The organism is Saccharopolyspora flava (assembly GCF_900116135.1).
Taxonomy (GTDB): Bacteria; Actinomycetota; Actinomycetes; order Mycobacteriales; family Pseudonocardiaceae; genus Saccharopolyspora; species Saccharopolyspora flava.
In genome coordinates this window covers 1166132-1189808 of the sequence record NZ_FOZX01000001.1, presented here as the reverse complement: position 1 = coordinate 1189808, position 23677 = coordinate 1166132, and the positions used below count along the sequence as shown (strand labels likewise).

The 23677-nt window shown below is 71.1% G+C and carries 24 protein-coding genes and 1 pseudogene; 11 read left to right on the top strand and 14 right to left on the bottom strand.

Features of this window, described 5'->3' with window-relative positions:
* Positions 1-42: 42 nt before the first annotated feature.
* From BM424_RS05395 to BM424_RS05375, 5 genes are all read left to right on the top strand, one after another.
* Complete coding sequence (locus tag BM424_RS05395) at positions 43-1566, top strand: NAD(P)H-hydrate dehydratase (protein WP_093414684.1); 1524 nt, start codon at positions 43-45, stop codon at positions 1564-1566.
* A 134-nt stretch (positions 1567-1700) separates the two neighbouring features.
* Positions 1701-2852, top strand: a complete 1152-nt coding sequence (gene alr, locus BM424_RS05390; RefSeq protein WP_093414107.1) for an alanine racemase — start codon at positions 1701-1703, stop codon at positions 2850-2852.
* 127 nt (positions 2853-2979) lie between these two features.
* Positions 2980-4074, top strand: coding sequence for an alpha/beta fold hydrolase (locus BM424_RS05385; RefSeq protein WP_093414105.1), 1095 nt, complete (start codon positions 2980-2982; stop codon positions 4072-4074).
* Complete coding sequence (tsaE, locus tag BM424_RS05380) at positions 4071-4544, top strand: tRNA (adenosine(37)-N6)-threonylcarbamoyltransferase complex ATPase subunit type 1 TsaE (protein ID WP_245775609.1); 474 nt, start codon at positions 4071-4073, stop codon at positions 4542-4544. The genes BM424_RS05385 and tsaE overlap by 4 nt, the downstream gene beginning before the upstream one ends.
* Complete coding sequence (locus BM424_RS05375; RefSeq protein ID WP_093414103.1) at positions 4541-5161, top strand: DedA family protein; 621 nt, start codon at positions 4541-4543, stop codon at positions 5159-5161. The genes tsaE and BM424_RS05375 overlap by 4 nt, the downstream gene beginning before the upstream one ends.
* A 28-nt stretch (positions 5162-5189) precedes the next feature.
* Here the strand turns inward: BM424_RS05375 and BM424_RS05370 are convergent, their stop codons facing one another.
* Positions 5190-5963, bottom strand: coding sequence for an IclR family transcriptional regulator (locus BM424_RS05370; RefSeq protein WP_093414101.1), 774 nt, complete (start codon positions 5961-5963; stop codon positions 5190-5192).
* 228 nt (positions 5964-6191) lie between these two features.
* Between BM424_RS05370 and aceB the strand changes: the two genes are divergently transcribed.
* The 3 genes from aceB (at position 6192) to BM424_RS05355 (ending at position 10078) form a co-directional block, all read left to right on the top strand.
* Positions 6192-7778, top strand: coding sequence for a malate synthase A (gene aceB, locus BM424_RS05365; protein WP_093414099.1), 1587 nt, complete (start codon positions 6192-6194; stop codon positions 7776-7778).
* Between the two features lie 62 nt (positions 7779-7840).
* A complete protein-coding gene (locus BM424_RS05360; RefSeq protein ID WP_093414098.1) occupies positions 7841-9085 on the top strand; it encodes a DUF6986 family protein in 1245 nt (414 codons plus the stop codon).
* Positions 9086-9376: 291 nt separating this feature from the next.
* A complete protein-coding gene (locus BM424_RS05355) occupies positions 9377-10078 on the top strand; it encodes a protein phosphatase 2C domain-containing protein (RefSeq protein ID WP_175547927.1) in 702 nt (233 codons plus the stop codon).
* Between the two features lie 4 nt (positions 10079-10082).
* On the opposite strand, the pseudogene BM424_RS29050 reads toward BM424_RS05355, so the two are convergent.
* A pseudogene (locus BM424_RS29050) lies at positions 10083-10687 on the bottom strand (DUF742 domain-containing protein).
* 201 nt (positions 10688-10888) lie between these two features.
* Positions 10889-11803 carry a serine/threonine-protein kinase gene (locus BM424_RS05345; protein WP_093414095.1) on the bottom strand — a complete coding sequence of 305 codons (915 nt, stop codon included), beginning with the start codon at positions 11801-11803 and terminating at the stop codon, positions 10889-10891.
* Positions 11804-11817: 14 nt separating this feature from the next.
* Here BM424_RS05345 and BM424_RS28705 point away from each other — a divergent pair, with 14 nt between their 5' ends.
* Positions 11818-12129, top strand: coding sequence for a hypothetical protein (locus BM424_RS28705; RefSeq protein ID WP_175547926.1), 312 nt, complete (start codon positions 11818-11820; stop codon positions 12127-12129).
* Positions 12130-12193: 64 nt separating this feature from the next.
* Here the strand turns inward: BM424_RS28705 and BM424_RS05335 are convergent, their stop codons facing one another.
* The 7 genes from BM424_RS05335 to BM424_RS05305 all read right to left on the bottom strand — a co-directional run bounded on the left by BM424_RS05335 (position 12194) and on the right by BM424_RS05305 (position 17505).
* Positions 12194-13249, bottom strand: coding sequence for a S8 family serine peptidase (locus BM424_RS05335; RefSeq protein WP_093414092.1), 1056 nt, complete (start codon positions 13247-13249; stop codon positions 12194-12196).
* Between the two features lie 183 nt (positions 13250-13432).
* Positions 13433-14770, bottom strand: coding sequence for a nucleobase:cation symporter-2 family protein (locus BM424_RS05330; RefSeq protein ID WP_093414090.1), 1338 nt, complete (start codon positions 14768-14770; stop codon positions 13433-13435).
* Positions 14771-14975: 205 nt separating this feature from the next.
* Positions 14976-15866: a factor-independent urate hydroxylase gene (gene pucL / locus BM424_RS05325; protein ID WP_093414089.1), complete on the bottom strand. Its 891-nt coding sequence runs from the start codon at positions 15864-15866 to the stop codon at positions 14976-14978.
* Positions 15867-15869: 3 nt separating this feature from the next.
* A complete protein-coding gene (gene uraH / locus BM424_RS05320) occupies positions 15870-16214 on the bottom strand; it encodes a hydroxyisourate hydrolase (protein WP_093414087.1) in 345 nt (114 codons plus the stop codon).
* Positions 16211-16711: a 2-oxo-4-hydroxy-4-carboxy-5-ureidoimidazoline decarboxylase gene (gene uraD, locus BM424_RS05315; protein ID WP_093414086.1), complete on the bottom strand. Its 501-nt coding sequence runs from the start codon at positions 16709-16711 to the stop codon at positions 16211-16213. The genes uraH and uraD overlap by 4 nt, the downstream gene beginning before the upstream one ends.
* A 172-nt stretch (positions 16712-16883) precedes the next feature.
* A complete protein-coding gene (locus BM424_RS05310; protein ID WP_093414084.1) occupies positions 16884-17246 on the bottom strand; it encodes a helix-turn-helix domain-containing protein in 363 nt (120 codons plus the stop codon).
* Between the two features lie 10 nt (positions 17247-17256).
* Positions 17257-17505: a hypothetical protein gene (locus tag BM424_RS05305; protein ID WP_093414083.1), complete on the bottom strand. Its 249-nt coding sequence runs from the start codon at positions 17503-17505 to the stop codon at positions 17257-17259.
* Between the two features lie 63 nt (positions 17506-17568).
* Here BM424_RS05305 and BM424_RS05300 point away from each other — a divergent pair, with 63 nt between their 5' ends.
* Both BM424_RS05300 and BM424_RS05295 read left to right on the top strand, forming a co-directional pair.
* Positions 17569-18369: a hydroxypyruvate isomerase family protein gene (locus BM424_RS05300; RefSeq protein WP_093414081.1), complete on the top strand. Its 801-nt coding sequence runs from the start codon at positions 17569-17571 to the stop codon at positions 18367-18369.
* Positions 18370-18385: 16 nt separating this feature from the next.
* Positions 18386-19507 (top strand): glycerate kinase, encoded by a 1122-nt coding sequence (locus BM424_RS05295; protein WP_093414080.1) that lies wholly within the window; start codon positions 18386-18388, stop codon positions 19505-19507.
* Between the two features lie 56 nt (positions 19508-19563).
* Here BM424_RS05295 and BM424_RS05290 read toward each other — a convergent pair whose 3' ends face one another.
* The 4 genes from BM424_RS05290 to BM424_RS05275 all read right to left on the bottom strand — a co-directional run bounded on the left by BM424_RS05290 (position 19564) and on the right by BM424_RS05275 (position 23514).
* A complete protein-coding gene (locus BM424_RS05290) occupies positions 19564-20061 on the bottom strand; it encodes a copper resistance CopC family protein (protein WP_093414078.1) in 498 nt (165 codons plus the stop codon).
* Positions 20046-20615, bottom strand: coding sequence for a superoxide dismutase family protein (locus BM424_RS05285; RefSeq protein ID WP_093414076.1), 570 nt, complete (start codon positions 20613-20615; stop codon positions 20046-20048). The genes BM424_RS05290 and BM424_RS05285 overlap by 16 nt, the downstream gene beginning before the upstream one ends.
* A gap of 182 nt (positions 20616-20797) precedes the next feature.
* Entirely contained in the window at positions 20798-21256 is a 459-nt protein-coding gene (locus tag BM424_RS05280; protein WP_093414075.1) for a (2Fe-2S)-binding protein, read from the bottom strand.
* Between the two features lie 35 nt (positions 21257-21291).
* Positions 21292-23514: a xanthine dehydrogenase family protein molybdopterin-binding subunit gene (locus BM424_RS05275; protein WP_093414073.1), complete on the bottom strand. Its 2223-nt coding sequence runs from the start codon at positions 23512-23514 to the stop codon at positions 21292-21294.
* Positions 23515-23677: the final 163 nt, after the last annotated feature.

Genomic DNA, 23677 nt, shown 5'->3' with positions numbered 1-23677 from the left:
CAGACTGTCGGCGGATCTTGTCCCCGGGCGAGAGGGCTCGTGATGCAGGGCGTGTGGACTCCTGACCAGGTCCGGGAAGCCGAGCAGCGGTTGTTCGCCCGGACCCCGGAACCGGCCGTGATGCGCCGGGCCGCCCACGCGGTCGCGGTGCAGTGCGCGCGGCTGCTGTCCGAGCAGACCGGCGGGGTCGCCGGTCGCCGAGTGGCGCTGCTGGTCGGGGCGGGCAACAACGGCGGCGACGCGCTGTGGGCGGGAGCGTTCCTGCGGCGCCGCGGCGTCGGCGTCACCGCCGTGCTTCTGGCGCCCGACAAGGCGCACCCGGCCGGGCTCGAAGGGCTTCGCCGAGCCGGGGGCCGTGCGGTCCCCGCCGAGGGCGCGGGCGCCGACACGACCGGGATCGGCGCCGAGGCCGCCGACGCGCTGGAACGCGCGGACCTCGTCGTCGACGGCATCGTGGGCCTGTCCGCGCGCGGCGCGCTGCGGCCGGTCGCGGCCGAGCTGGTGCGCCGGGTGATCGTGCCGATCGTGGCCGTGGACCTGCCCTCCGGGGTGGACCCGACGACCGGCGCCGTCGACGGTCCCGCCGTCTCGGCTGATCTGACGGTGACCTTCGGCGGCCTCAAGCCCTGCCACGTGCTCGGCACGGGCGCGGTGCGCTCCGGCGAGGTCACCACCGTCGGCATCGGCGTCACCGAGGAGCTGCCCGAGCCGGAGCTGTCGCTGCTCGACGCCGCCGACATCGGCGAGAACTGGCCGGTGCCGGGCCCGGAGGACGACAAGTACAGCACCGGTGTCGTCGGCATCGCCGCCGGTTCGGCGACCTACCCCGGAGCGGCGGTGCTGGCCACCGGCGCGGCCGTGCGGGCCACCGCCGGGATGGTGCGCTACGCCGGTCCGGCGGCCGACGAGGTGCGCGCCCGCTGGCCGGAGACCGTGGCCACCGGCTCGATCGGCGACGCCGGACGGGTGCAGGCGTGGTCGGTCGGCCCCGGCATCGGGACCGGGGCCAGCGGCCGGGACGTGCTGCGGTTCGTGCTGGAGTCCGGGCGGCCGGTGTGCGCCGACGCGGACTCGATCACGATCCTCGCCGAGGACGAGGCCATGTGGGACTCCCGCGACCCCGACGCGCCGCTCGTGCTCACCCCGCACGCGGGCGAGTTCGCGCGCCTGTCCGGTGCGGAGCTCGGCGCGGACCGGGTGGGCGAGGCCCGCGAGGTCGCCGCTCGCTTCGACGCGTTCGTGCTGCTCAAGGGCAACACCACGGTCATCGCGGCTCCCGACGGGCGGGTTCTGGTCAACGACGCCCGCCAGGCCTGGCCCGCGACCGCGGGTTCCGGCGACGTGCTGACCGGTCTCATCGGCGCACTGCTCGCGACCGGTGTCGAACCCCTGCTGACCTGCGGTTACGCGGCGCACGTGCACTCGCTGGCGGCGGAGATCGCGGCCCACGGGGCCACCGCCGACGGTCCCCGCTCCGAAGCCGGAGCCCCCATCGGCGCCTCGGCGCTGCTCGACGCCGTCCCGGCGGCCATCCGCGCGGTCCGGGACGCGGCCCTGCCCTCCTGACCCGGCCGATCCCACCCGATGGTGGGAAATCGCGTGTCCCTCGCCGGTGCGGGCCGTCCCACCAGTGCGTTGAGCTGGGGAAAGGCCACGTCGGGCGAAGGGCGGGATGGCTGATGTGGGACCATGAGCGGGCCATGAGTGAGCAGCCCGTGTACCGCGCCGACCTGCGGATCGACGTCGATGCGATCCGCCACAACGTCCGGGTGCTCGCGGGCCACGCCGCCGATTCGGGCGCGAGCACCATGGTGATCGTGAAGTCCGACGGCTACGGCCACGGCGCCCTGACCGTCGCGCGCGCCGCGCTGAGCGCCGGGGCCGACCGGCTGGGCGTCGCCGCGCTCGGCGAGGCGCTGCAGCTGCGCGAGGGCGGCATCACCGCACCGGTGCTGTGCTGGTTGTTCACCGAGGCCGACGAGTTCGGCCCGGCCATCGCCGCCGACGTCGAGCTCTCGGCGTCCTCGCAGGCCACGCTGGCCCGCATCGTCTCCGCCGCCGAGGCGCAGGACCGGGTCGCGCGGGTCCACCTCAAGATCGACACCGGACTGGCGCGCAGCGGCTGCCCCGCCGACCTGTGGCCCGCGCTGGTCGAGGCCGCCGCGAAGGCCGAGGCCGCCGGGCACATCCGGGTCGAGGCCGTCTGGTCGCACCTGGCCTGCGCCGACGAGCCCGGCCACCCGTCGATCGACAGGCAGGCCGAGCGCTTCGCCCGCGCCTACGAGCAGGCCCGCGCCGCCGGGCTGACGCCGATCCGGCACCTGGCCAACTCCGCCGCCGTGCTCACCCGCCCCGACCTGCACTTCGAGCTGGTCCGCCCGGGCATCGCCGTCTACGGCCTCGACCCGGTGCCGCAGGCCGGGGACCACGACCTGCGACCGGCCATGACGTTCCGCTCCTCGGTGTCCCTGACCAAGCGCGTTCCCGCAGGTGAGAGCGTCTCCTACGGGCACTCGTGGACCGCGACCGAGCCCACCACCCTGGCGCTGGTGCCGGTCGGCTACGCCGACGGCGTGCCGCGCAGCCTGTCCGGCCGGATGGACGTGTGGCTGGCCGGGCGCCGCAGGCCGGTGCGCGGCCGGGTGTGCATGGACCAGCTGGTCGTGGACTGCGGCGACGACGAGGTCCGCGAGGGCGACGAGGTGATCGTCTTCGGCCCCGGTGACCGGGGCGAACCGACCGCCGCCGAGTGGGCCGACGAGCTCGGCACCATCCACTACGAGATCGTCACCGGCATGTACCGGCCGCGGGTGACGCGGACGGTCGTGAACTCCGAAGCGGAGGAATCATGACCGGAAAGCGTCATTTCGCCCAGGATTCGGTGACGGGAGTGGGGCGCACCGCACACAACGCTGTGCAACCGGCACCGCGCTCTGTAACGATCTTCACGTTCCGCCGCTGGAGCCGACTGGAGGCGACGTGAAACCGGTGTGGCAGGCGTTGGCCTGGACGAGCGGGGTGATCGGGGCCGCGGTCACCGGCGCCGCCGTCGGTGCGGCCGCGCACAGCACGCGCGCCGCCGTGCAGCGCAAGGGCGACGAGGCGTTCGTCGAGGAACCCCTCGGCAGGCTGCGCCCCGACCGGCAGTCCACCGTCGCCGCCGACGACGGCGTCCCGCTGTCGGTGCAGGAGATCGGCCCGGCCTCCGGCGGCGAGCCCGCGCTGACCGTGGTGCTCGTGCACGGCTTCGCGCTCGACTCCCGCTGCTGGCACTTCCAGCGCCGCGACCTGCCCGGACTGCTCGGACCGAAGGTGCGGCTGGTGCAGTACGACCAGCGCAGCCACGGCCGCTCCGGGCACTCCAGCAAGAAGAACAGCACCATCGACCAGCTCGGCCGCGACCTCGACGCCGTGCTGCGCGCCGCCGCCCCGCGCGGACCGATCGCGCTGATCGGGCACTCGATGGGCGGCATGACGATCATGGCGCTGGCCGAGCAGAACCCGAAGCTGTTCGCCGACCGGGTCCGGGCGGTGGCGCTCATCGGCACCTCCGCCGGTCAGCTCGGCGAAGCCGGGCTGCCGCGCACCTGGCTGTCCCGCGCCAACCCCGTCCCGCGCGGCCTCGCGCTGCTGTCCGAGCTCAACCAGGGCCTGGTCGAGCGCACCCGCAAGATGGGCGACCGGCTGGCGTGGAACATCATCCGCGCGCTGTCCTTCGGGGACCGCAAGGTGTCCCCGGCGGTGGTGGACCTGATGGCCGAGATGATCGGCGCCACCTCCGTGGAGGTCGTCACCGACTTCCTGGAGACGATCAGCCTGCACGACCGCAAGAAGGCCCTGGCCGCGCTGAGCACCTGCGAGGTGCTGGTGCTCAGCGGCGACGTCGACAAGCTCACGCCGTTCTCCCCGCACGCCGAGGTGCTGGCCGGGGAGCTGCCGGACGCGACGCTGGTCAAGGTCGAGGGCGCCGGGCACCCGGTGATGCTGGAGCGCCCCGAGCTGGTCACCAACGAGATCGTGGCGATGCTGCGGCGCGCCACCGGGATGAAGTTCAAGAAGGGGACCGGGAGTTGAGTGCCGCGCTGAAAACCCTGGAACTGCCGGAGGAATCCGACACCCTGGAGTTCGGCCGCCGGCTGGGCGCCGTGCTGCGCGCCGGTGACCTGTTGCTGCTCGACGGGCCGCTGGGCGCCGGCAAGACCGTGCTGACCCGCGGCATCGCGGCGGGCATGGGGGTGACCGGCCGGATCACCTCGCCGACGTTCGTCATCGCCCGCGTGCACCACCCGGAGACCGACGGGCCGTCGCTGGTGCACGTCGACGCCTACCGGCTCGGCGGGCTGGAGGAGATCGACGACCTCGACCTGGACACCGACCTCACCGACGCCGCCGTGGTGGTGGAGTGGGGCGAGGGCCTGGCCGACCGGCTCTCCGAGACGCACCTGATGCTGCGGCTGCGCCGCCGCGAGGACGACGTCCGCGAGCTCACCCTGGAACCGCGCGGCGAGGGCTGGCCGGAGCGGCTCGGCGAGCTCACCGGGTGACGGAATTCCTGGCCGGGTTCCCCGGTCTGCTCGCGCTCGCGGTCGCCGCCGCCGTGCTGTTCGCGGAGTCCGGCCTGCTCATCGGGGTCTTCCTGCCCGGATCGGGCACGGTGCTGGCGCTGGGCTGGCTGGCCGGGCACGGCGCGCTGCCGGTCTGGGCGGCGGCGCTGGGCGCCTCGGCGGCCACGATCCTCGGCTGCCAGCACGGCTTCTACCGCGGTTCCCACCCCGGTGCCCTGAACCGGCGACTGGTCGAGCGGGTGGGCGAGACCCGGATGAAGCGCGTCGAATCCGCCCTCGACGGGCGGGCCGGGCGCACCGCCGCGGTCTCCCAGTGCTTCGCCGTGGTCCGCACCCTCGTCCCGCGCCTGGCGGCCCGCTCGGGCATGCCTCACCTGCGGTTCACGGCCTGCAACACCCCGGTCGGCCTCCTCTGGGGCACCGGCCTGACCCTCCTCGGCGCCTACTCCGGCGACGCCTACGACCACGTCCGCACCGCGGTCGGCCTCCTCGGCGTCCCCCTCCTGGCCCTCGCCGCGCTCGTCCTCGCCCTGCTCTGGTGGTCCCGCCGACGCCGCGATGTCCATGGAAATCGGGAACACCCGTCGGTGAGGTGACGTCGCGCTCGGGGAGGGGAACCGCCGGTCAGGCGGTGGCGCTGAGCTCCGTGGACAGGGATTGGGCAAGGCGCTGCATGACCGGGATGATCTCGTCGGCGGCGATGCGGGTCATCCGGCCCTCGGGGCCTGAGATGGAGATGCCCGCGCCCGCCGGGGCGCCGGGGACCGCGACCGCGTAGCAGCGGACGCCGACCTCCTGCTCACCGTCGTCGACCGCGTAGCCCTGCTCGCGGATGCGGCCGAGCTCCTCCTGCATCGACTCCACGTCGGTGATGGTGCGCTCGGTCTGCGGGTTCATCGCCGTGCGCGACAGCAGCTGGGTGACCTCGTCGGCGGGCATGGTGGCCATGACGGCCTTGCCGACCGCGGTGGCGTGGGCGTCGACCCGGCGGCCCACCTCGGTGAACATCCGCATCGAGTGCGGCGAGGGGACCTGGGCGACGTAGACGATCTGCGTGCCGTCGAGGACGGCCATGTTCGCCGACTCGCCGGTGACCTCGGTCAGCTCCGCCAGGTACGGCCGCGCCCAGGAGCCCAGCGCGCGGCTGGCGGTCTCGCCGAGCCGGATCAGCCGCGGCCCCAGCGCGTACCGCCGGGACGGCTGCTGCCGGGCATAACCGCTGTTCACCAGGGTCCTGATGATGCGGTGGATGGTGGGCAGCGGCAGCCCGGACTTGTCGGCCAGCTCGGACAGGGCGACCTCGCCGCCGGCATCGGCCATCAGCTCCAGGAGCTCGAAGGTGCGCTCGACCGACTGCACCCCTCCGCCCTGGTTCGCCCGCCGTGGGCCAGTCGTCATCGCAGAACTCCCTCTTGGTGGATCCAGCCGAAGTCTAGTTCGTGGCGCGTGCGCAAGCTCATGTTGCTTTTGACGCTATGTGGAAACTAACATCCACGATGCAGAATTTCATGTGGATGTTCTCCGCTTGTGACGACCCTGCTCGCGGGTGCGCGCCGGCTCGTCACGCGGCAAGGTGAGCCCTCAGCCACCGTCTGAAATCCGGCAGCAGAAAGAGGTGGACGATTCATGTCCGAAACGGCAGGGGTGAAGGTCCTCGGCGGCGCCGTCGAGCGTGGCGACGAGATCCTCACCGCCGAGGCGCTGCAGTTCGTGGCCGGTCTGCAGCGCGCCTTCGGCGCCCGGCGCGACGAGCTGCTCGAGCGCCGCAAGCAGCGTCGCGCGGAAGCCGCCGAGAAGGGTCGCCTCGACTTCCTCGAGGAGACCAAGCACATCCGCGAGGGTGACTGGCAGGTCGCCGCGCCGCCGGCCGACATCGCCGACCGCCGCGTGGAGATCACCGGCCCGACCGACCGCAAGATGGCCATCAACGCGCTGAACTCCGGCGCGAAGATCTGGCTGGCCGACCTCGAGGACGCCAACACCCCGCACTGGGACAACGTCGTGTCCGGTCAGGTCAACCTCTACGACCTCGTCCGCAAGCAGATCGAGCTGCACGTGCCGGGCGGCAAGTCCTACACGCTGCGCGACGACATCACCCACGCCGTGCCGCTGGTGCGCCCGCGCGGCTGGCACTTCGACGAGAAGCACATCGAGGTCGACGGCAAGCCGGTCGTGGCCGCGCTGGTCGACTTCGGCCTGCACTTCTTCCACAACGCCCAGGAGCTCATCAACCGCGGCAGCGGCCCGTACTTCTACCTGCCGAAGATGGAGAGCCACCTCGAGGCTCGCCTGTGGAACGACGTGTTCACCCACGCGCAGAAGGAACTGGGCATCCCGCACGGCACGGTGCGCGCCACGGTGCTGATCGAGACCTACCCGGCCGCGTTCGAGATGGAGGAGATCCTCTACGAGCTGCGCGACCACTCCGCGGGTCTCAACGCCGGTCGCTGGGACTACCTGTTCAGCGTCATCAAGACCTTCCGCGACTCCGACAAGTACATCCTGCCGGACCGCAACGCGGTGACCATGACCGCGCCGTTCATGCGCGCCTACACCGAGCTGCTGGTGAGCACCTGCCACAAGCGCGGTGCGTTCGCCATCGGCGGCATGGCCGCGTTCATCCCGACCAAGGACGACTCCAACGCCGCGGCGATGGAGAAGGTCCACGCCGACAAGAAGCGCGAGGCCGGCGACGGCTTCGACGGCTCCTGGGTGGCGCACCCGGGTCTGGTGCCGATCTGCTTCGAGGAGTTCGACGCGGTCCTGGGCGACAAGCCGAACCAGATCGACCGCAAGCGCGATGACGTCACCGTCACCGCCGACCAGCTGCTCGCGGTGGCCGAGACCCCCGGTGAGAAGACCATCGAGGGTCTGCGCGGCGCGGTCGACGTCGGCGTGCGCTACATCGTGTCCTGGCTGGGCGGCAACGGCGCGGCGGCGATCCACAACCTCATGGAGGACGCCGCGACCGCCGAGATCTCGCGTTCGCAGCTCTGGCAGTGGCTGCACAACAGCGTGAAGCTGGCCGACGGCCAGACCGTGACGCTGGAGCTGGTCCGGCAGGTCCTGGCCGACACGGAGAAGGCGCTGCGCGCGGAGTCCGGGTTCCCGACCGAGAACCTCTCCCGCGCCGTGGAGCTGTTCGAGCAGGTGGCGGTGGCCGACGAGTTCGTCGACTTCCTGACGCTGCCCGCCTACGAGCAGATCGACTGAGTTGTCATCGCGGGGGTACCGGGCGCACCGGTGCCCCCGCTTTGTCTCTAGGGAGGGTGCAAGTGGCTGAAACCTCGTTGGACTCCGCGGAAGTCGCCCGGCGGCTCGCTCGTTTATCCACTGTGGACGAGCACGTGGCGCGGACCTACCCGGGTGCCCGTTCCGACCGGCAACCGGTGCACACCTGCTACGTGCCCGCCGACAAGGTCGGCGCGACCGTGCTGCGGGACTGGGCCGATCAGGCGCTGGCGGTGCTCGACGAGCACGCCGCCACACCCTCCAGGCTGGCCGAGATCCTCGGCCTGACCTCGGAGATCGCCGAGGCCGTGCACCCCCGGATCCGGGCGAAGCTGGCCGGGGCGCCGGTGCAGGACCTGCGGATCGACTTCGAGGACGGCTACCTCGCCGACGCCGAGGACGACGACGCCGTGCGCACCGCCGGTGTCGTCGCCGACTGGCTGCGGGACGGCGTGGCACCGGCGAACTTCGGGCTCCGGGTGAAGTCCTACGACACGCCCGAGCTGCGCGAGCGCTCGGTGCGGACCCTCGACCTGTTCCTGACCGCGCTGCTGGCGCGCACCGGCGGCGTGCCCGACGAGTTCGTGCTGACCTTCCCGAAGGTCGTCGACGTCGCGCAGGTCGAGGTGTTCGTGGAGATCCTCGGGCTGCTGGAGCAGCGGTTCGGGCTCGACGAGGGCGCGCTGCGGTTCGAGATCCAGGTGGAGACCACCCAGTCCATCGTGGACTCCGAGGGCCGCTTCGCGCTGCCGCGGTTCCTGCGCGCCGGGGCCGGGCGGGTGACCGGGCTGCACTTCGGGACCTACGACTACACCGCCTCCTGCGGGCTCACCGCCGCGCACCAGCACCTCGCGCACCGGGCCTGCGACTACGCGCGGCACGCCATGCAGGTGGCCGCGGCGGGCACCGGCGTGTTCCTCTCCGACGGCTCGACCAACGTGCTGCCCGTCGGCGACCAGGTCGTCCACGGCTGGCGGACCCACTACGGGCTGGTGCGGCGTTCCCTGGAGCACGGCTTCTACCAGGGCTGGGATCTGCACCCGGCGCAGCTGGTGACCCGCTACGCGGCGGTGTTCGCGGCGTTCCGCGACTCCGCCCCCGCCGAGGCGGCCCGCCTCGCGGCCTACACGGGCACCGGCTCGGCCGAGGTCCTCGACGAACCCGCCACGGCCCGCGCCCTGGCGGCGTCCTTCGTCCGCGCCCTCGACAACGGCGCCACCGACGCCGACGAGGTCAAGGCCCTCACCGGCCTCCCAGAACCCGACCTCCGCACCCTCGGCCGCCTCTGACCTCCACCAACACACCCGAACCAACCCGGAACAGGTCAAAAACCCCCGGATTCCACAGGGCAAAACCTGCGGTATTCGACCCGACGAATACCGCAGGTTTTGACCGGGCGAATACCGCAGGTTTTGTCTCGGGTTGGGTGCGAGGGCGTGTGATGTTGGGATTTTCCGGGGGGTTGGGGCCATGCTCTGGGGCTGTACGAGCTGTGGGCCTCGGGGAGTGGTCGTGGCGGGCGGGTGTCCGCGGCGGGGCGGTGATCCGGGGTGGCAGCGCCGCCTAGGAAGGGATTTGCCGTGACCAGCACCGTTCTGCCCGGATCCAGCACGCACGTGGGTGGCCGGGAGAGCAATCAGGATTCCTCGCTCGTGGCCGAGGGGCTGTTCGCGGTGGCGGACGGCATCGGGGGCTACGTGCACGGCGACGTCGCCAGCCGGCTCGCGCTGGACACCCTGGAGCAGGCCTTCGCCGAGGACCGCACCACGTCCGGGCTGCTGGCGGCGGCGCACCGGGCGAACGAGGTGGTGTGGCAGCGGGCGAGCAGAGACGGCACGAAGATGGGCACCACCGTCGTGGCGCTGGCGATGACCGAGGACGCCGGGGCCGTGCTGCTCAACGTCGGCGACTCCCGGCTCTACCGGTTGCGCGAGGGGGAGCTGGAACAGCTGACCGACGACCACACGGTGCCCGCCGAACTGCTGCGGGCCCACCGCGTCACCGACGACGAGGCGCGCAACCACCAGTACCGGCACGTGCTGACCAGGGCCATCGGCGTCGGGCCCGAGGTGGAGCTGGACCACGCCGAGACGTCGGTCGAGCCGGGCGACCGCATCCTGCTGTGCACTGACGGGCTCTACAACGCCCACACCACCGAGGAGCTGGCCGCGCTGCTGGGCGCCGACGCCGAACCGCAGCAGATCTGCGACTCCCTCGTCGAATCCGCCCTCGACCACGACGCCGACGACAACGTCACGGCCGTCGTCCTCGACATCCGCTAGCGCGTCAGAGCCGCCGCAGTCCTTCGAGGACGCGCTGCATCAGCACGCGGCTCGGGACCGAGCCGTCGCTTTCGACCGTGTCGTGGGCGGTGACCGCGCCCGAGTCGGCCATGTCGGAGATCAGCACGCGCGCGACGCCGACCGGGATCGACAGCGTCGCCGAGATCTCGGCCACCGGGGTGCCGCGCACAGCCCGGAGATCGTCCGCCACTCCGGCGGGCGGTCGTCGAGCGGGCAGCGGCCGGTCGCGGAGATCAGCGCTTCCAGCGGCAGCGACAGGTGCGCCCGGGTGCGGCCGGCGGTGTGGGCGTAGGGGCGGATCAGCGAGGCGGGCGGCTCGTCCCACTGGGTCTCCGGGAGACGCGGGGGCGGGGCGAGCTCGACCACCTCGACGGTTTCGGGCTCGGGCTCGGGTTCCGGCTCCGGTGGTGGCGGAATCGGTTGCAGCGCTTCACTTTCCGGCTCGCGGGCCAGCTCGGCCTCGCGCTTCCAGCGTCGGCGCAGCGACGGGGAGCCGAACCGGGCGCCGGACAGCTCGGCGATCGAATCGTCCTCGTCCGGCGGGAGGTCGTCCTCCTCCGCCTCGGCCTCCTCCCACGTCTCGCGCATCGCGGCCGACCCGAACCGCGCGCCCGTCCGCCCGACGACGCGCTTCCGGCTCACCGCCGGGCACCTGGGATGCGGAGAGTGTTCACGCTGCACCTCCCTGTGATCGCCAGAACCGACAGCCATCCAAAATACGGACATTCGCGTCGGCGGTCGTGACGCAGGCGTTCCGGTCGTGTGCAGAGCGTGTTAACGGCGGCGTCGTCAGGTGCCGACCGAGCGGGGATCCATGCCGGAGAACTCGACGAGCCGGGCCGAGACCTCGGCGATGCTCGGGCGGGACGCGGGATCCGGTTCCAGGCAGGCGTCGACGGTGCGGGACAGGGCCGCGGGCAGTCGCCGGTGGGTGCGCAGCGGTGCCGCGCGCTCGTCGCGCTGCGGGTAGTGCCTGCTGCCGCCCGCGGTGCGCTCCCGGTGCGAGACCGACGCCCACGGCGTCGTTCCCGACAGCGCCTCGTAGAGCGTCACCCCCAGGCCCCACACGTCGGCGGCGGGCGACATCCGCTCTCCCCGGGCCTGTTCCGGCGAGAGGTAGTCGAAGGTGCCCGCCGAGCTCTTCTCGCCGATCCGGCACACCAGGCTCAGGTCGAGCAGCACCGCGCGACCGCCGATCTCCACCACGTTCGACGGTTTCACGTCCAGGTGCGCCCAGCCGTGCCCGTGCAGGTAGCCCAGCACCGAGCACAGCTGGATGCCCAGCACGGCCGCGTCGGCGGGCCGCAGCCTGCCCAGCGCGCCGATCAGGTAGCTCAGCGTGTGCCCGGGCAGCGTCTCGGTGATGACCGCCGGGCGCTCGGGCTCGTTGCTGCGCACGATCTCGTAGCCGCGCACCAGGTGCGGGTGGGTGAGCTGGGTGAGCAGCACGCCCTCGTTGCGCAGCCACGCGATGGCGCGCTCATCGGTGGCGCGCTCGGGCCGGATCGTCTTGGCGATGCAGCGGCAGGACCGTTGCTCGCTCCACACGTCGTAGACGTCGAGGCGGCTGCCGCGCCGCAGGTGGTCGACGACGCGGTAGCCGGAGGCCAGGACGTCGCCGGGGGCCAGCGGGGCCCCGGGAGTTCCCCAGTTCTGCTCCGGTTCTCCGTAGTAGTAGGACGAGGTCAACGACTCGATCAGCACAGCGGAGATCAGCTGTGGCTGCGGTGGCGACGGCGGTGGTCGCTGCTGCCGTAACGGCGGCGATGCCCGCTGCTGCTGTCGTGCCGGTGGCGGCGGTGATCGCTGCTGCCGCTGCGGTGCCGGCGGTGGTGATCACTGCTTCCGCGCGAATGGTGTTGCTTCGCGGGGGACACCATTTGGAACAGCTTGGAAAGGTCCACTGCACGCTCCCGGGGATTTTCATGATCATTCGGGTCACGCTGCGGCAACCCTTCGGACCATTCTTCCGTAGAACGAGTGGCTCATGCGACCGGTTTCGCGAGGAAAGCGCTTCGCGCGGCGAATGAAAAAGTCGCGGCCGGCAACAGCGGAAGCTGCTGCCGGCCGCGACTTTCGAAAGGGAGGTGGAGATCAGCCCTGGTAGCCGACCGCGGCCGCGGCGTCGACGACGCCGTAGCCGTACACGGGGTTGTAGACCCCGCGCAGACCGGCGATCGGGGTCTGCGCCGTGTGGATCAGCGCGTCCTCGATGCCGGCGGCGTCGCGTCCCTGCGCACCGAGCAGCGCGGCGACACCGGCGACCTGCGGGGCGGCCATCGACGTGCCCGCGAGCGCGTCGTAGTCGGCCTGCCCGCACTCCGGCTTGCCCATGCCGCGCGGCACGGAGGACCACACGTCGCCGTCGCAGTCGCCGAGCGAGGAACCGCCCGGCGCGGAGACGGCCCGCAGGTTGAGCTTGACGCCGAGGTTGGAGTAGATGGCGTGCATCTCGTTCGCATCGGTCGCCGCCACGCACAGCGCGCCCTGCTCCCACGACGGGGTGTCGCACAGCGGCGCGGTCTCGTTGCCCGCCGAGGCCACCACGACCACGCCCTTGTCGCGGGCGTAGGCGATGGCGTCCTTGGTGGCCGCCTGGATGCCCAGCAGGGTCAGCACCTGGATGCCCGGCTGGGCGCCCAGGCTCAGGTTGATCACGTTCGCGCCGTGGTCGGCCGCGTAGCGCACGCCCGCCCCGATCTCCTCGAACGTGCCCGAACCGTTCTCCAGCGCCTTGATCGGCATGATCTTGGCGTCCGGTGCGACGCCGGCACCGCCGACGCCGTTGCCCGCTGCCGCGGCCGCGATGCCCGCGACGTGCGTGCCGTGCACGTCGGCCTCCTGGCCGACGCCGTCGGCGCCGGTCCAGTCGCCGTTGCCGCAGGGAGCCGGGGCTCCGCCGCAGGCGAAGGTGGCGCCCGGGACGAGCTTGCCGGCGAACTCGGGGTGACCGAGGTCCACACCGGTGTCCACGACCGCGATGGTCTGCCCGGCTCCGGTGCTGGAGGCCCAGGCCTCGGGGGCGTGCAGCTGCTGCAGCCCCCACTGCTTGTCGATCAGCGGGTCGCCGGCGGCTGCGCCGGCGCTGGCTTGGGTGACCACCAAAGACAAGCCGACCAGGCTCGTGGTGATCAGGCTCCGCATCCGCATACGAATTCCTTGGGGTTGGCGCGGCATTTGGAGGATCAACGAGCCCGGTCGGCAATGGTTTCCCGCGCAACTGTGAATGGCTCCGTTCACGAGCCGGAATTCATTCGCGTGGAGCAATGCGGACTGTGAACATCTCAGTTAGGTGACGGCGAAATCCGTCCGCGTCCCGGCATTTCCGGCGACTCAGGCCGGTTCTGTCTTCTTCCGGTGGGAGAACAGCAGGTTCAGCAGCAGGGCCGCGATGCAGCCGGTGCTGATCCCGGAGTCGAGAACGGTCTGCAGCGCGGCGGGGAAGTGCTCGTAGAACGAGGGCGCCACGACCGGGATCAGTCCGAGCCCGAGGGATCCGGCGACGATGAGGCCGTTGCGCGGGTCGTCGAGAGCGGCGGTGCTCAGCGTCCGGATGCCGCTGGTGGCGACCGATCCGAACAGCACCAGGGCGGCGCCGCCGAGCACCGGCTGCGGCACCAGCGACACGACCGCGCCCGCCACCGGGAACAGGCCCAGCAGCACCAGCACGCCGCCGCCGGTGGCGACCACGAAGCGGCTGCGCACGCCGGTCAGCGCGACCAGGCCGATGTTCTGCGCGAAGGCGCTGCAGGTGAATCCGCCGAACAGGGCGGAGATCGCGCTGCCCGCGCCGTCGGCGCGCAGACCGGCGGCGATGGTCTTCTCGTCGGCGGGCCGGTCCACGATCTCGCCGAGCGCGATCATGTCGGCGGTGCTCTCCATCATCGCCACCAGCATCACGATGCAGATGGACAGCGTGGCGGTGAAGCTGAAGGCGGGGGCGCCGAGCTGGAACGGCATCGGCAGGTTGAACAGCGGGGCGGAGTCGAAGGTGCTGGTGTCGATCAGGCCCATCGGCCAGGCGATCAGCGTGCCCACCAGCAGCCCGATGAGCAGCGCGATCCGGTTGAGGAAGCCGGTGAGGAAGCGGTTGAACAGCAGCACCAGCACGAAGGTGATGGCGCCGAGGAGGATCTTCTGGGGCGCGCCGTAGTCGGGGGCCTCGCTGTCCTGCCCGGCGATCCACTTGATCGCCACCGGCATCAGCGACAGCCCGATCAGGGTGATCACGGTGCCGTTGACCACCGGCGGGAAGAACCGGACGAGCCGGGAGAAGAACGGTGCGGCCACGAACGCCAGCGCACCGGCGATGAGCACGGCTCCGTAGACCACCGACAGCGGGTTGGCCGACCCGCTCTGCTGGGCGACGATCGCGAGGATCGGCGCCACGGACCCGAACGTCACACCGTTGACGAACGGCATCCGGGCGCCGATCTTCCACACGCCGAGAGCTTGCAGGGCCGTGGCGATGCCCGCGGTGAACAGGCTGGCGCCGATGAGCAACGTCATCTGCAGCGGGGGGAGGCCGATGGCCTCGCCGACGATCAGCGGTGGTGCCACCACTCCCGCGTACATCGCCGCGACGTGCTGCACGCCGAAGGCGATGAGCCGTGTCGGTGGCAGTACCTCGTCGACCGGGTGCACTGCGCTTCCGGTGTCGGTTCTGGCCATTGCTCTAGCTCCCAAGCCCGCCGGTTCTTGCTGTCACGTCACTATCGGCACTAGGTGTTCTTTCCCGGTTTTCGTTGTGTTGCAACGCAATGAAGGTCCACAGTGGACTTTTGGGCACAGCGGACCGGACGTCCCAGTCGGAACGCCTTGGTTACCAGTGGATTTCACGATCCTCACCGCGCGAGTGCGATGAGTCGGCCGAGCCTCAGAACTCGGCCAGGGAGTACCAGGCCATCGGGGCGTCGTCTACGTCGTCGCGGCGGACCGTGCCCTCGATGAGGCCGTACGGGCGGTCGGCGGCGAAGAAGACCTCGTTGTCGTTCTCCAGCCCGAAGGGGGAGAGGTCGACCAGGAAGTGGTGCTTGTTCGGCAGTGAGAGCCGCACCTCGGCCAGCTCGGGGTGCTTCTCCAGCGCGGCCTTGCCCATCTCGTAGAGGCTCTGCTGCAGGGCGAGGCTGTGGGTGGTGGCGAAGGCCTCCAGCATCGTGGCGCGGATCGACTCGAAGCTCTTGCCCCAGTCCACGTCGGTGTGCCGGTAGCGCCAGCGGGCGGTGACCGCGGTGGCCAGGATGCGGTCGGTGGTCTCGGCCAGCGTCGTGTACTGGTCCTTCGGGTAGCCCCAGAACTCCGAGCCGGTGGACTTGAGCACCACCAGGTCCTTGAGGCCCGAGACGACGTGCGCGGTGTCGCCGTCGATGGTGACCGCGGTGGTGCGCTTCTCGTCGTTGGCGCGGGAGAACGAGTGGTCGTGGCCGGTGCCCTCGACCGGGATGCGCTGCCAGTTGTACTCGTCGATGAGGATGCGGGCGCCGGTGATGCCGTCGGCGGTGGAGACGAAGTGCCTGCCCAGCCGCAGCGCGAAGTCCTCGATCTCGCCGACCGGCTGCTGCTTGGCGAAGGCGTAGACGGTGTTCTTCTGCGTGTCGGTCGGCAGGCAGTTGGCGTTGTCGCCGGTGAGGTGCACCGCGTCGAGGTCGCCGCGCAGCGCGCTGCTGACGTTGAGGTCCTTGATGGAGTGCCGCGGCGTCGAGCGGTCCACGGTGACGAGGCGGACCTCAGCCTTGCCGTACTGGTTCGGGCCCATGGAGATGCCCATGATTCAGCTCCCTCGGTAGGTGGAGTAGGCGAACGGGCTCAGCAGCAGTGGAACGTGGTGGTGCTGCCCGGGATCGGTGATCCGGAAGGTGATCGACACCTCCGGGTAGAAGGTCGGGGTGCTCCGCTGGTCGAAGTACTCACCGGTGTGGAAGGTCAGCCGGTAGTCGCCCGCGTCGAGGCGTTCCGGGCCGAGGTCGCGGCAGCGGCCGTCGGAGTCGGTCCGGCCGGTGGCTTCCGGAGTCCCGTCCGCCAGGGGTTTCCCGTCGGCGGTCTCCAGTCGGACGGCGACGCCGGCCGCGGGCGTGCCCTGGGCGGCGTCGAGGACGTGGGTGGTCACAGCGCTCATGCTTCGATCTCTTTCGCCAGCCGCAGCGCGGCGATCTTGCGGAGTTCGGAGTCGACGATGCGCAGCTCGTCGGACGGGGTGTTGCCGAGCCTGGAGCGCAGGATCTCCAGGAGCTCCTGGCCGCTGCGCCCGCTGGCGCACACCAGGTAGACGTGGCCGAAGCGGCGTTCGTACTCCAGGTTGGCGGCCCGCAGCTCCTCGGCGAGGTCGTCGCCGACCCCGGCCTGCTCGTCGCGGGAGAACTCGGCGCTGCGGCCGGTGTCCTTCGGGCGCTCCCCGATCCGGGGGTGCGCGGCCAGGGCCTGCTGGATCTCGGCGTCGGTGAGTCCCGGGGCGGCGGCGTCGGCCGCCCGGAGCACGGCCTCGGCGTCGGCGAAGGGGCGCGCGTCGGCGACGTCGGCCGCCCATCGGGTGATGTCCAGGCAGCTCAGCAGCCTGTCGATGAGATCGGCTCGGGACGAGTCGTTGAGCCGTTGCACACCGGTGGTCGTAGCCATGCGCTTCTCCGCTGAAGTGGTTCACATGCCGGCTGGATGATCCCGGGGGAACCCGGTGACCGCAGTGCCGGTCCGGTGCGCAAGAAGCTACGACTGGCCTGACGGGGTGTCAACAGTTTGTTGAAAAACCCAGGTTAACGATGATGCGGAAGTGAACGCGATGGGCCGCGGTTCAGCGGCCCGACTGCTCCCGGTTGAGGTAGTTGTAGACCGTGAAGCGGCTGACGCCCAGCGCCTTGGCGACCGATTCGACCGACTTGCGCATGGTGAACGCGCCGCGCTCCTCCAGCAGCCGGACGGCCTTCTGCTTCTCCGGGCGGGGCAGGTCCGGCAGCTTCGCGCCCAGCTCGTTCTCCACGTCGCGGATCATCCGGTCCAGGGCGCTGGTGAGCTCCTGGCCGGGCACCCGCACGGCCACCGCCGGGGCGCCCTCCCAGTGGAGCACGATGTCGCCGGGTTCCCGCTGGTCGACGGGGACGGCGGTGCCGCCGATGTGGTCCAGCAGCGGGGCGATCGCATGAGCCAGCGGATGCATCGTGACCAGCCTAGACCTCGTCGCCGTCGGCGGTGACCTGCAGGGTGATCCGGCTCGCCCCCGCCGCCAGCGCCTTGTCCAGCACCTCCGCCAGTGCGGGCAGCAGCCGCTCCCGGTCGGCGGTGATCGCCGTGCCCAGCGGACCGAAGTCCGGATCCAGGCCCGCGTCCAGCAGGCAGTCGCGGGCGGCCAGCGCGTGCGCCGGCGGCTCGCCTTCCCCCTCGAACGGTTCCGTGGTGAACTCTGCGCGCAGCATCATGGACCGACCTCCCTCTCCGAGACGGTAGCGTCCGGTCGCCGACACGACCCACACGGGAAGCCCATGAGAACGGACCGATTCGACGTCAACCTGTCGATCCTGTTCACCGAGCTCGACCTGCTCGAACGCCCCGCCGCCGCCAAGGCCGCGGGGTTCGACAAGGTCGAGTTCTGGTGGCCCTTCGACACGCCCGTTCCCGCCGAGGCGGAGGTGGAGAAGTTCATCCGCGCCATCGACGACGCGGGTGTGTCGCTGGTAGGACTGAACTTCTTCGGCGGCGACCTGGCCGCCGGTGAGCGCGGAGTGCTGTCCGATCCCGACCGGTCCGGGCAGTTCGCGGCCAACATCGACGTGCTCTGCGAGATCGGCGAGCGGCTCGGCTGCCGCGCCTTCAACGCGCTCTACGGCAACCGGATCGACGGCGTGGACCCGCGCGTCCAGGACGAGATCGCGACCGAGAACCTGGTGCGCGCCGCGCGCGGCGTCGCCCGCATCGGCGGTACCGTGCTCGTCGAGCCGGTCAGCGGGATCCCCGCGCACCCGCTGCGGACCGCCGCCGACGGGCTCGCCGTCGTCGACCGGGTCCGCGAGGCCGGCGGGCTGGACGACATCCGCCTGCTGTTCGACGTGTACCACCTGGTCACCAACGGCGACGATCCCGACGTCGTGCTCGACGAGCGCCCCGAGGCGATCGGGCACGTGCAGATCGCCGACTCGCCGGGACGCGGCGAACCCGGCACCGGATCGATCGATTTCGCCCACTACTTCACCAGACTCGACGAGGTCGGCTACACCGGCCACATCGGACTCGAGTACCGACCCGGCGGAGCCAGCACCGACGCCTTCGGCTGGATCTCGCGCTGAACCAAGGAGGACGCAGTTGCCCGGTCCCGTTCTCATCGCACCGGACAAGTTCAAGGGCACGCTCACCGCACCGGAGGTCGCCGAAGCCGTCGCGGCCGGGCTGCGCGCCGAGCGCCCCGACGTGGAGGTCCGGCTCGCGCCCGTCGCCGACGGCGGTGACGGCACCGTGGAGGCCGCGCTGGCGGCCGGGTACTCCCGGATGACGGTGCCGGTGAGCGGCCCGACCGGCTACCCGGTCGACACCGAGATCGCCTACGACGGCGAGACGGCCGTCGTCGAGCTCGCCTCCGCCTCCGGCCTCGCGCTGCTCGACCCCGACGACCTCGACGCGCTCGGCGCCTCCAGCGACGGCACCGGGGAGGCGTTGCTGGCCGCGCTCAGCACCGGCGCCCGGCGCATCGTGCTCGGCGTCGGCGGCAGCGCCTGCACCGACGGCGGCGCCGGGCTCCTCACCGTGCTCGGGGCCCGGATCCTGGACACGCACGGCAACCCGGTCGCGCCCGGGGGAGGCCCGCTGGCCAACGTCGGCGAGATCGACCTGTCCGGGCTCGACCCGCGGCTCGGCGAGGTCGAGCTGGTCCTCGCGTCCGATGTGAACAACCCGCTCACCGGGCCGAACGGTGCCGCGCACGTCTACGGGCCGCAGAAGGGCGCCAACCCCGAGCAGGTCGAGCTGCTGGACGCCGCCCTGAGCAAGTACGCGCAGGTCATGAAGGCCGCCGGCGGCCAGGACGTCGCCGATCAGCCGGGCGCGGGCGCGGCCGGGGGCGTCGGTTTCGCCGCGCTGGCGGCGCTGGGCGCGACGATGCGGCCCGGCGTGGACGTGGTGCTGGACCTGGTGGACTTCGACCGCCACCTCGACGGCGCGGGACTGGTCATCACCGGCGAGGGCGCGCTCGACGAGCAGACCCTGCACGGCAAGGCCCCGGCCGGTGTCGCCCAGCGCGCGATCGCGGCGGGCATCCCGGTCGTGGCCATCGCGGGGCGCTGCGACCTCACCCCGGAACGCCTCGCCGAGGCCGGGATCGACGCCGCGCACGCCCTGCTCGACGTCGAACCGGACCCGCAGCGCTGCATGGCGGACCCGGCGCCGATCCTCACCACCCTCGCCGCGGAACTGGCCAAGACCCACCTGTAGGGACGAAAAACGTCCCCCTCCCCGAAGATTCGGGAAGGGGGACGTTGCGAGACCGCTCAGTACTCGTCCTTGGAACCCCTCGGTATCAGGGCTATGACGATGAGCAAGAGGATCACGATCACCGTTCCGCCGCCGACGGCCAGCCAGAAGGTGTAGCCGTCGCCGTCGGACTCGCCCGGAGGGGCCGGCGCCACGTTGAGGTAGTAGCCGCCTTCGGTGGTGTGCCCGTCGTCGAAGGTGGTCGTGTACTTCACCGTGTGCAGGCCCGGTTTCAGCGCCTCCATGCGGACGGTCACGTGGTTGCCGTCCACATCGGCCTCACCGGAGACGAGGTTCGCCCCTTGCGGGTTCTTCACCTCGACCTGCGGGGGCTTCGACGCGTCCAGGGCGCCCGCGAAGTCCATCTCGATCCGGTCCACCCCGGCCTGGGCGGTTTCGCCCGGGCCGGGGTGGGCGGAGTTGAGACCGCTGTGCGCGAACGCGATGTCCGTGTGCAGCAACGCCAGCAGCGCGGTCAGGACCGCGCCGAGGACGGGTCTCAGAAGTCTGCGCATGCGATTCGGTTGTCGGAGAACTCGGCCGGGTGGACCACGAGCGACTTGGCGGCGTCGGCCCGCTTGTCGTTCTCGGCCGTCATGAAGCCCTTGCCGCTCGCGTCGGCGGTGAAGGCCAGGTGGATCTCGTTCGGCGGCATCTCCGGTCCGGCCGGGTCGAACTTGAGGTGACCGCCGCCGTTCTCCTCCGCGCACGGCTTGGCGTGCACGTGGGCCATGTACTTGCCGTTGGGCTGCAGACCGGTCATCTCCAGCGTCACGGTCGTGCCGGCCTGGTGCAGCGCCAGCCACGCGGTGCCCTGGGCCTGGTCGAGCCCCGGCGGGCGGGTGGGCAGCAGCTGGAACGGGTTGCTGCGGACCTCGGCGCCCGGGACGTCCTTGGCGGGGGTGGCGTTGGGGTCACCCATGTTCATCTGCATGCCGCCGCCGGCCTGGTCGCCACCGGACTGCTGCATGTGCATGCTGTGGTCTTCGGCGGAGGAACCGCCGCTGCACGCCGAAAGAGCCGCGCAGGTCACGAGGATCCCGGCGGCGAAGGACTTCTGAAGTGTCATGCCCTCATCAACTTCCGTGTGGACTCGTTCGGGAGCCGTGACGGTGCCAACGATCGTTGGCAGTGGACAGTTTTAGTCATAATTGTCCGGGCAAAACGGACATTGATCATGGGTGATTATGGCTAAAACTGTCCGCGGTCTCCCCGGCCTCACCGCGAGCCCGGGGAGACCCCGGCATCAGCTCACATGTTCTCGGCCGCCTGCTTGATGGCCTGGCGGATCCGGCCGTAGGTGCCGCACCGGCAGACGTTCTCGATCTTGTCGATGTCGGCGTCGGTGACGTCGTCGCCCTTCTCGTTGAGCAGCGCGACGGCGGTCATGATCTGGCCGGGCTGGCAGAAGCCGCACTGCGGGACGTCGCGGTCGATCCAGGCCTGCTGGACCGGGTGCAGCTCGTCGTCGTCGGCCAGGCCCTCGATCGTGGTGATCTCGGTGCCGTCGGCGTCCTCGGCCTTGACCATGCAGGTCTGGACCTCTTCGTCGTCCTGCAGGCAGGTGCAGGCCCTGCAGACGCCGACGCCGCAGCCGTACTTGGGGCCGGTGATGCGCAGCTCATCGCGCAGCACCCACAGCAGGGGCATCTCCGCCGGGACGTCGACCTCGACGTCCTTGCCGTTGACGGTGAACTCGTACTTGGGCATGTCGCTCGGGAACTCCTCGAAGGATCAGGCCGGAATCAGAAGTTGATCGGGAAGCTGCGCGGCTTGGTGCCGGTCGCGCGCGCGTAGGCGCAGGCGATCGCGCCACCGCACACCGGAACGCCCAGCTCGCCGACGCCGCCCGGTTCGTCGGTGGTGGCGGGCATGACGTCGATCTGCAGCTCCGGCGGGGTGTTGCCCTGGCGAGCCCAGTAGAAGTCGCCGTAGCTGCCCTCGCGCACCGCGCCGTTGTCGATGTGGATGCCCGCCTGCAGGATCGTGGAGATCGCGTCGGTCAGGCCGCCCATCATCTGGGCCTCGATGCCCTTCGGGTTCAGCGGCTGGCCCGCGTCGACCACGATGTAGGCCTTGGTGACCCGCGGCTTCTTCGGGTCCGAGGCGTTGATCTCGACCAGGCAGGCCGCGATCGACTTGAACTCCTCGTGCAGCGAGATGCCCTGGGCGTGGCCCTTGGGCATCTGGCGGCCCCAGTTGCCGCCCTTCATGGCCTTCTGCAGCACGGCCTTGGCGCGGTCGGACTTGGCGTTCTCCAGGCGGAAGTTCGCCGGGTCGGAACCGGCCTTCGCCGCGATCTCGTCGACGACCAGGTCCTCGGCGACGCGGAAGGTGCCGGAGTGCACCGAGCGCCAGCTGCCGGTGTTGACACCGTCGAGGTCGAGGTCGTGCAGCGAGATCGTGGTCGTGCCGAACTCGTAGGGCACCGACTGGGTCAGGTTGAAGTACAGCTGCGCGGCCGGGAGCTTGCCGATCCCGGACTCCACCGCGGTCGAGGTGATCAGGTCACCGAGGCCGTGGGTGAAGTCGGTGGCCACGCTGGCCATCTTGTGGGTCCAGGAGCGGACCTTGCCCGCGCGGTAGGAGGCCTTGACGCGGTGGTGCGAGGCGGGACGCATCCGGCCGTGCCGGGTGTCGTCGTTGCGGGTCCACATCAGCTTGACCGGCTTGCCGATGGCCTTGGAGACCTCGGCGGCCTCGATCGCCGCGTCGTGGAACAGGTGGCGGCCGAAGGAACCGCCGGCGCGGGTGACGTGCACCTTGACGTCGAGCACGCCGATCTTGGCGGCGATGTCCTTCTGCGCGTCCTGCGGGGACTGGGCCGGGACCCAGACCTCGGCGCGGCCGTCCTTGACGTCGGCGACGGCGTAGTTGACCTCCATCGGCGCGTGGCTGACGAAGGCGAAGTCGAAGCCCTCGTCGATCTCGTCGCCGTCGTCGTCGTTGACCGAGTCGTCGAGGCTGCCCGCCATGTCGGCGAGCTTGGCCTGGATGTCGGCCGAGGACATGTCGGTGATCGGGCCGGACTTCCAGGTGACCTGGAGCTTCTTGGCCAGCTCCATCGCCTGCCAGGTGTACTCGGCGCACACCGCGACACCGCTGGAGATCTCGGCGGTGCCCTTGAAGCCCGCGACGTTGCGGATCGCCGAGTCGTCGTAGGACACGAGCTCGCCGCCCAGCGTCGGCGGGCGGACCACGACGGCCACCACCGAGTTCGGGATCTTCAGGTCGGAGACGTAGTGCGCCTTGCCGGTGACGATGGCGCGCGCGTCGGAGCGGGTCATGCCCTTGCCGAGGACCTTGAACTCGGAGGCCTTCTTCGGCGTGGCGGGCACCGACGGGATCACGACCTTGGCGGCGTCCTTGGCCAGCTCGGCGAAGGTGGCCTTGCGGCCGCCCGGGCCGACGATGCCGCTGCCCTGGGCGGTCAGCGAGTTCGCCGACACGCTCCACTTCTTGGCGGCGGCGGTGATCAGCCGGGCGCGGGCGGTGGCGGCCATCTGGCGCAGCGGCTTCCAGAAGGTGCGCACCGACGACGAGGCCGCGGTGAACTGGTTGAACAGCAGCTCGGGGCGGGCGTCGGAGAGCTCGACGACGACGTCGGAGGTCCGGGCGCCGAGTTCCTCGGCCAGCATCATCACCACGGCGGTGTTGAGGCCCTGGCCGACCTCCAGGCGCGGGAGCTCGAAGCGGACCTTGTTGTCCGTGGTGAACTCGAGCTTCATCAGCTCCATCGTCGGGGCCGTGGCGATCTCCATGATGTCGCCGAAGTCCACGAGTCCGGAGACCGGAGGGAGCGGGAGCTGCCCCGCGACCGGCCCGGCCGCTGCGGCCGCTTCGCCCTCCAGGACGAACTTGCCGGCGATCGTCAGCATCGGCGCCGCCGCGACGTAGGTGAGGAAGCGCCGGCGCCGGGTGCCGGAGGCCGGAGCGGCATCCTCGTGATCGGTGGCGGGGTGAACCATCCAAACTCCTCTCGCGCGTCGGCACTCAATGGCCGACCGGGGACCATTCACCGAGCGGAAAAGGCGTGCCGACGTACTCAGAACAGACCTAAGGCAGGACTTGTCCGACCGCAGGGCCGTCAGAACCCCGCACGATGCCGTGGGGTGAGCACCGCGTTATCGA

What these genes read in the sequence shown, in the direction of transcription:
- BM424_RS05395 (WP_093414684.1), top strand. Translation starts at nt 43, where the DNA reads ATGCAGGGCGTGTGGACTCCTGACCAGGTCCGGGAAGCCGAGCAGCGG.
- alr (WP_093414107.1), top strand. Translation starts at nt 1,701, where the DNA reads ATGAGTGAGCAGCCCGTGTACCGCGCCGACCTGCGGATCGACGTCGAT.
- BM424_RS05370 (WP_093414101.1), bottom strand. Translation starts at nt 5,963, where the DNA reads ATGACGACTGGCCCACGGCGGGCGAACCAGGGCGGAGGGGTGCAGTCG.
- aceB (WP_093414099.1), top strand. Translation starts at nt 6,192, where the DNA reads ATGTCCGAAACGGCAGGGGTGAAGGTCCTCGGCGGCGCCGTCGAGCGT.
- BM424_RS05335 (WP_093414092.1), bottom strand. Translation starts at nt 13,249, where the DNA reads ATGCGGATGCGGAGCCTGATCACCACGAGCCTGGTCGGCTTGTCTTTG.
- BM424_RS05330 (WP_093414090.1), bottom strand. Translation starts at nt 14,770, where the DNA reads ATGGCCAGAACCGACACCGGAAGCGCAGTGCACCCGGTCGACGAGGTA.
- pucL (WP_093414089.1), bottom strand. Translation starts at nt 15,866, where the DNA reads ATGGGCATCTCCATGGGCCCGAACCAGTACGGCAAGGCTGAGGTCCGC.
- uraH (WP_093414087.1), bottom strand. Translation starts at nt 16,214, where the DNA reads ATGAGCGCTGTGACCACCCACGTCCTCGACGCCGCCCAGGGCACGCCC.
- uraD (WP_093414086.1), bottom strand. Translation starts at nt 16,711, where the DNA reads ATGGCTACGACCACCGGTGTGCAACGGCTCAACGACTCGTCCCGAGCC.
- BM424_RS05310 (WP_093414084.1), bottom strand. Translation starts at nt 17,246, where the DNA reads ATGCATCCGCTGGCTCATGCGATCGCCCCGCTGCTGGACCACATCGGC.
- BM424_RS05305 (WP_093414083.1), bottom strand. Translation starts at nt 17,505, where the DNA reads ATGATGCTGCGCGCAGAGTTCACCACGGAACCGTTCGAGGGGGAAGGC.
- BM424_RS05300 (WP_093414081.1), top strand. Translation starts at nt 17,569, where the DNA reads ATGAGAACGGACCGATTCGACGTCAACCTGTCGATCCTGTTCACCGAG.
- BM424_RS05290 (WP_093414078.1), bottom strand. Translation starts at nt 20,061, where the DNA reads ATGCGCAGACTTCTGAGACCCGTCCTCGGCGCGGTCCTGACCGCGCTG.
- BM424_RS05285 (WP_093414076.1), bottom strand. Translation starts at nt 20,615, where the DNA reads ATGACACTTCAGAAGTCCTTCGCCGCCGGGATCCTCGTGACCTGCGCG.
- BM424_RS05280 (WP_093414075.1), bottom strand. Translation starts at nt 21,256, where the DNA reads ATGCCCAAGTACGAGTTCACCGTCAACGGCAAGGACGTCGAGGTCGAC.
- BM424_RS05275 (WP_093414073.1), bottom strand. Translation starts at nt 23,514, where the DNA reads ATGGTTCACCCCGCCACCGATCACGAGGATGCCGCTCCGGCCTCCGGC.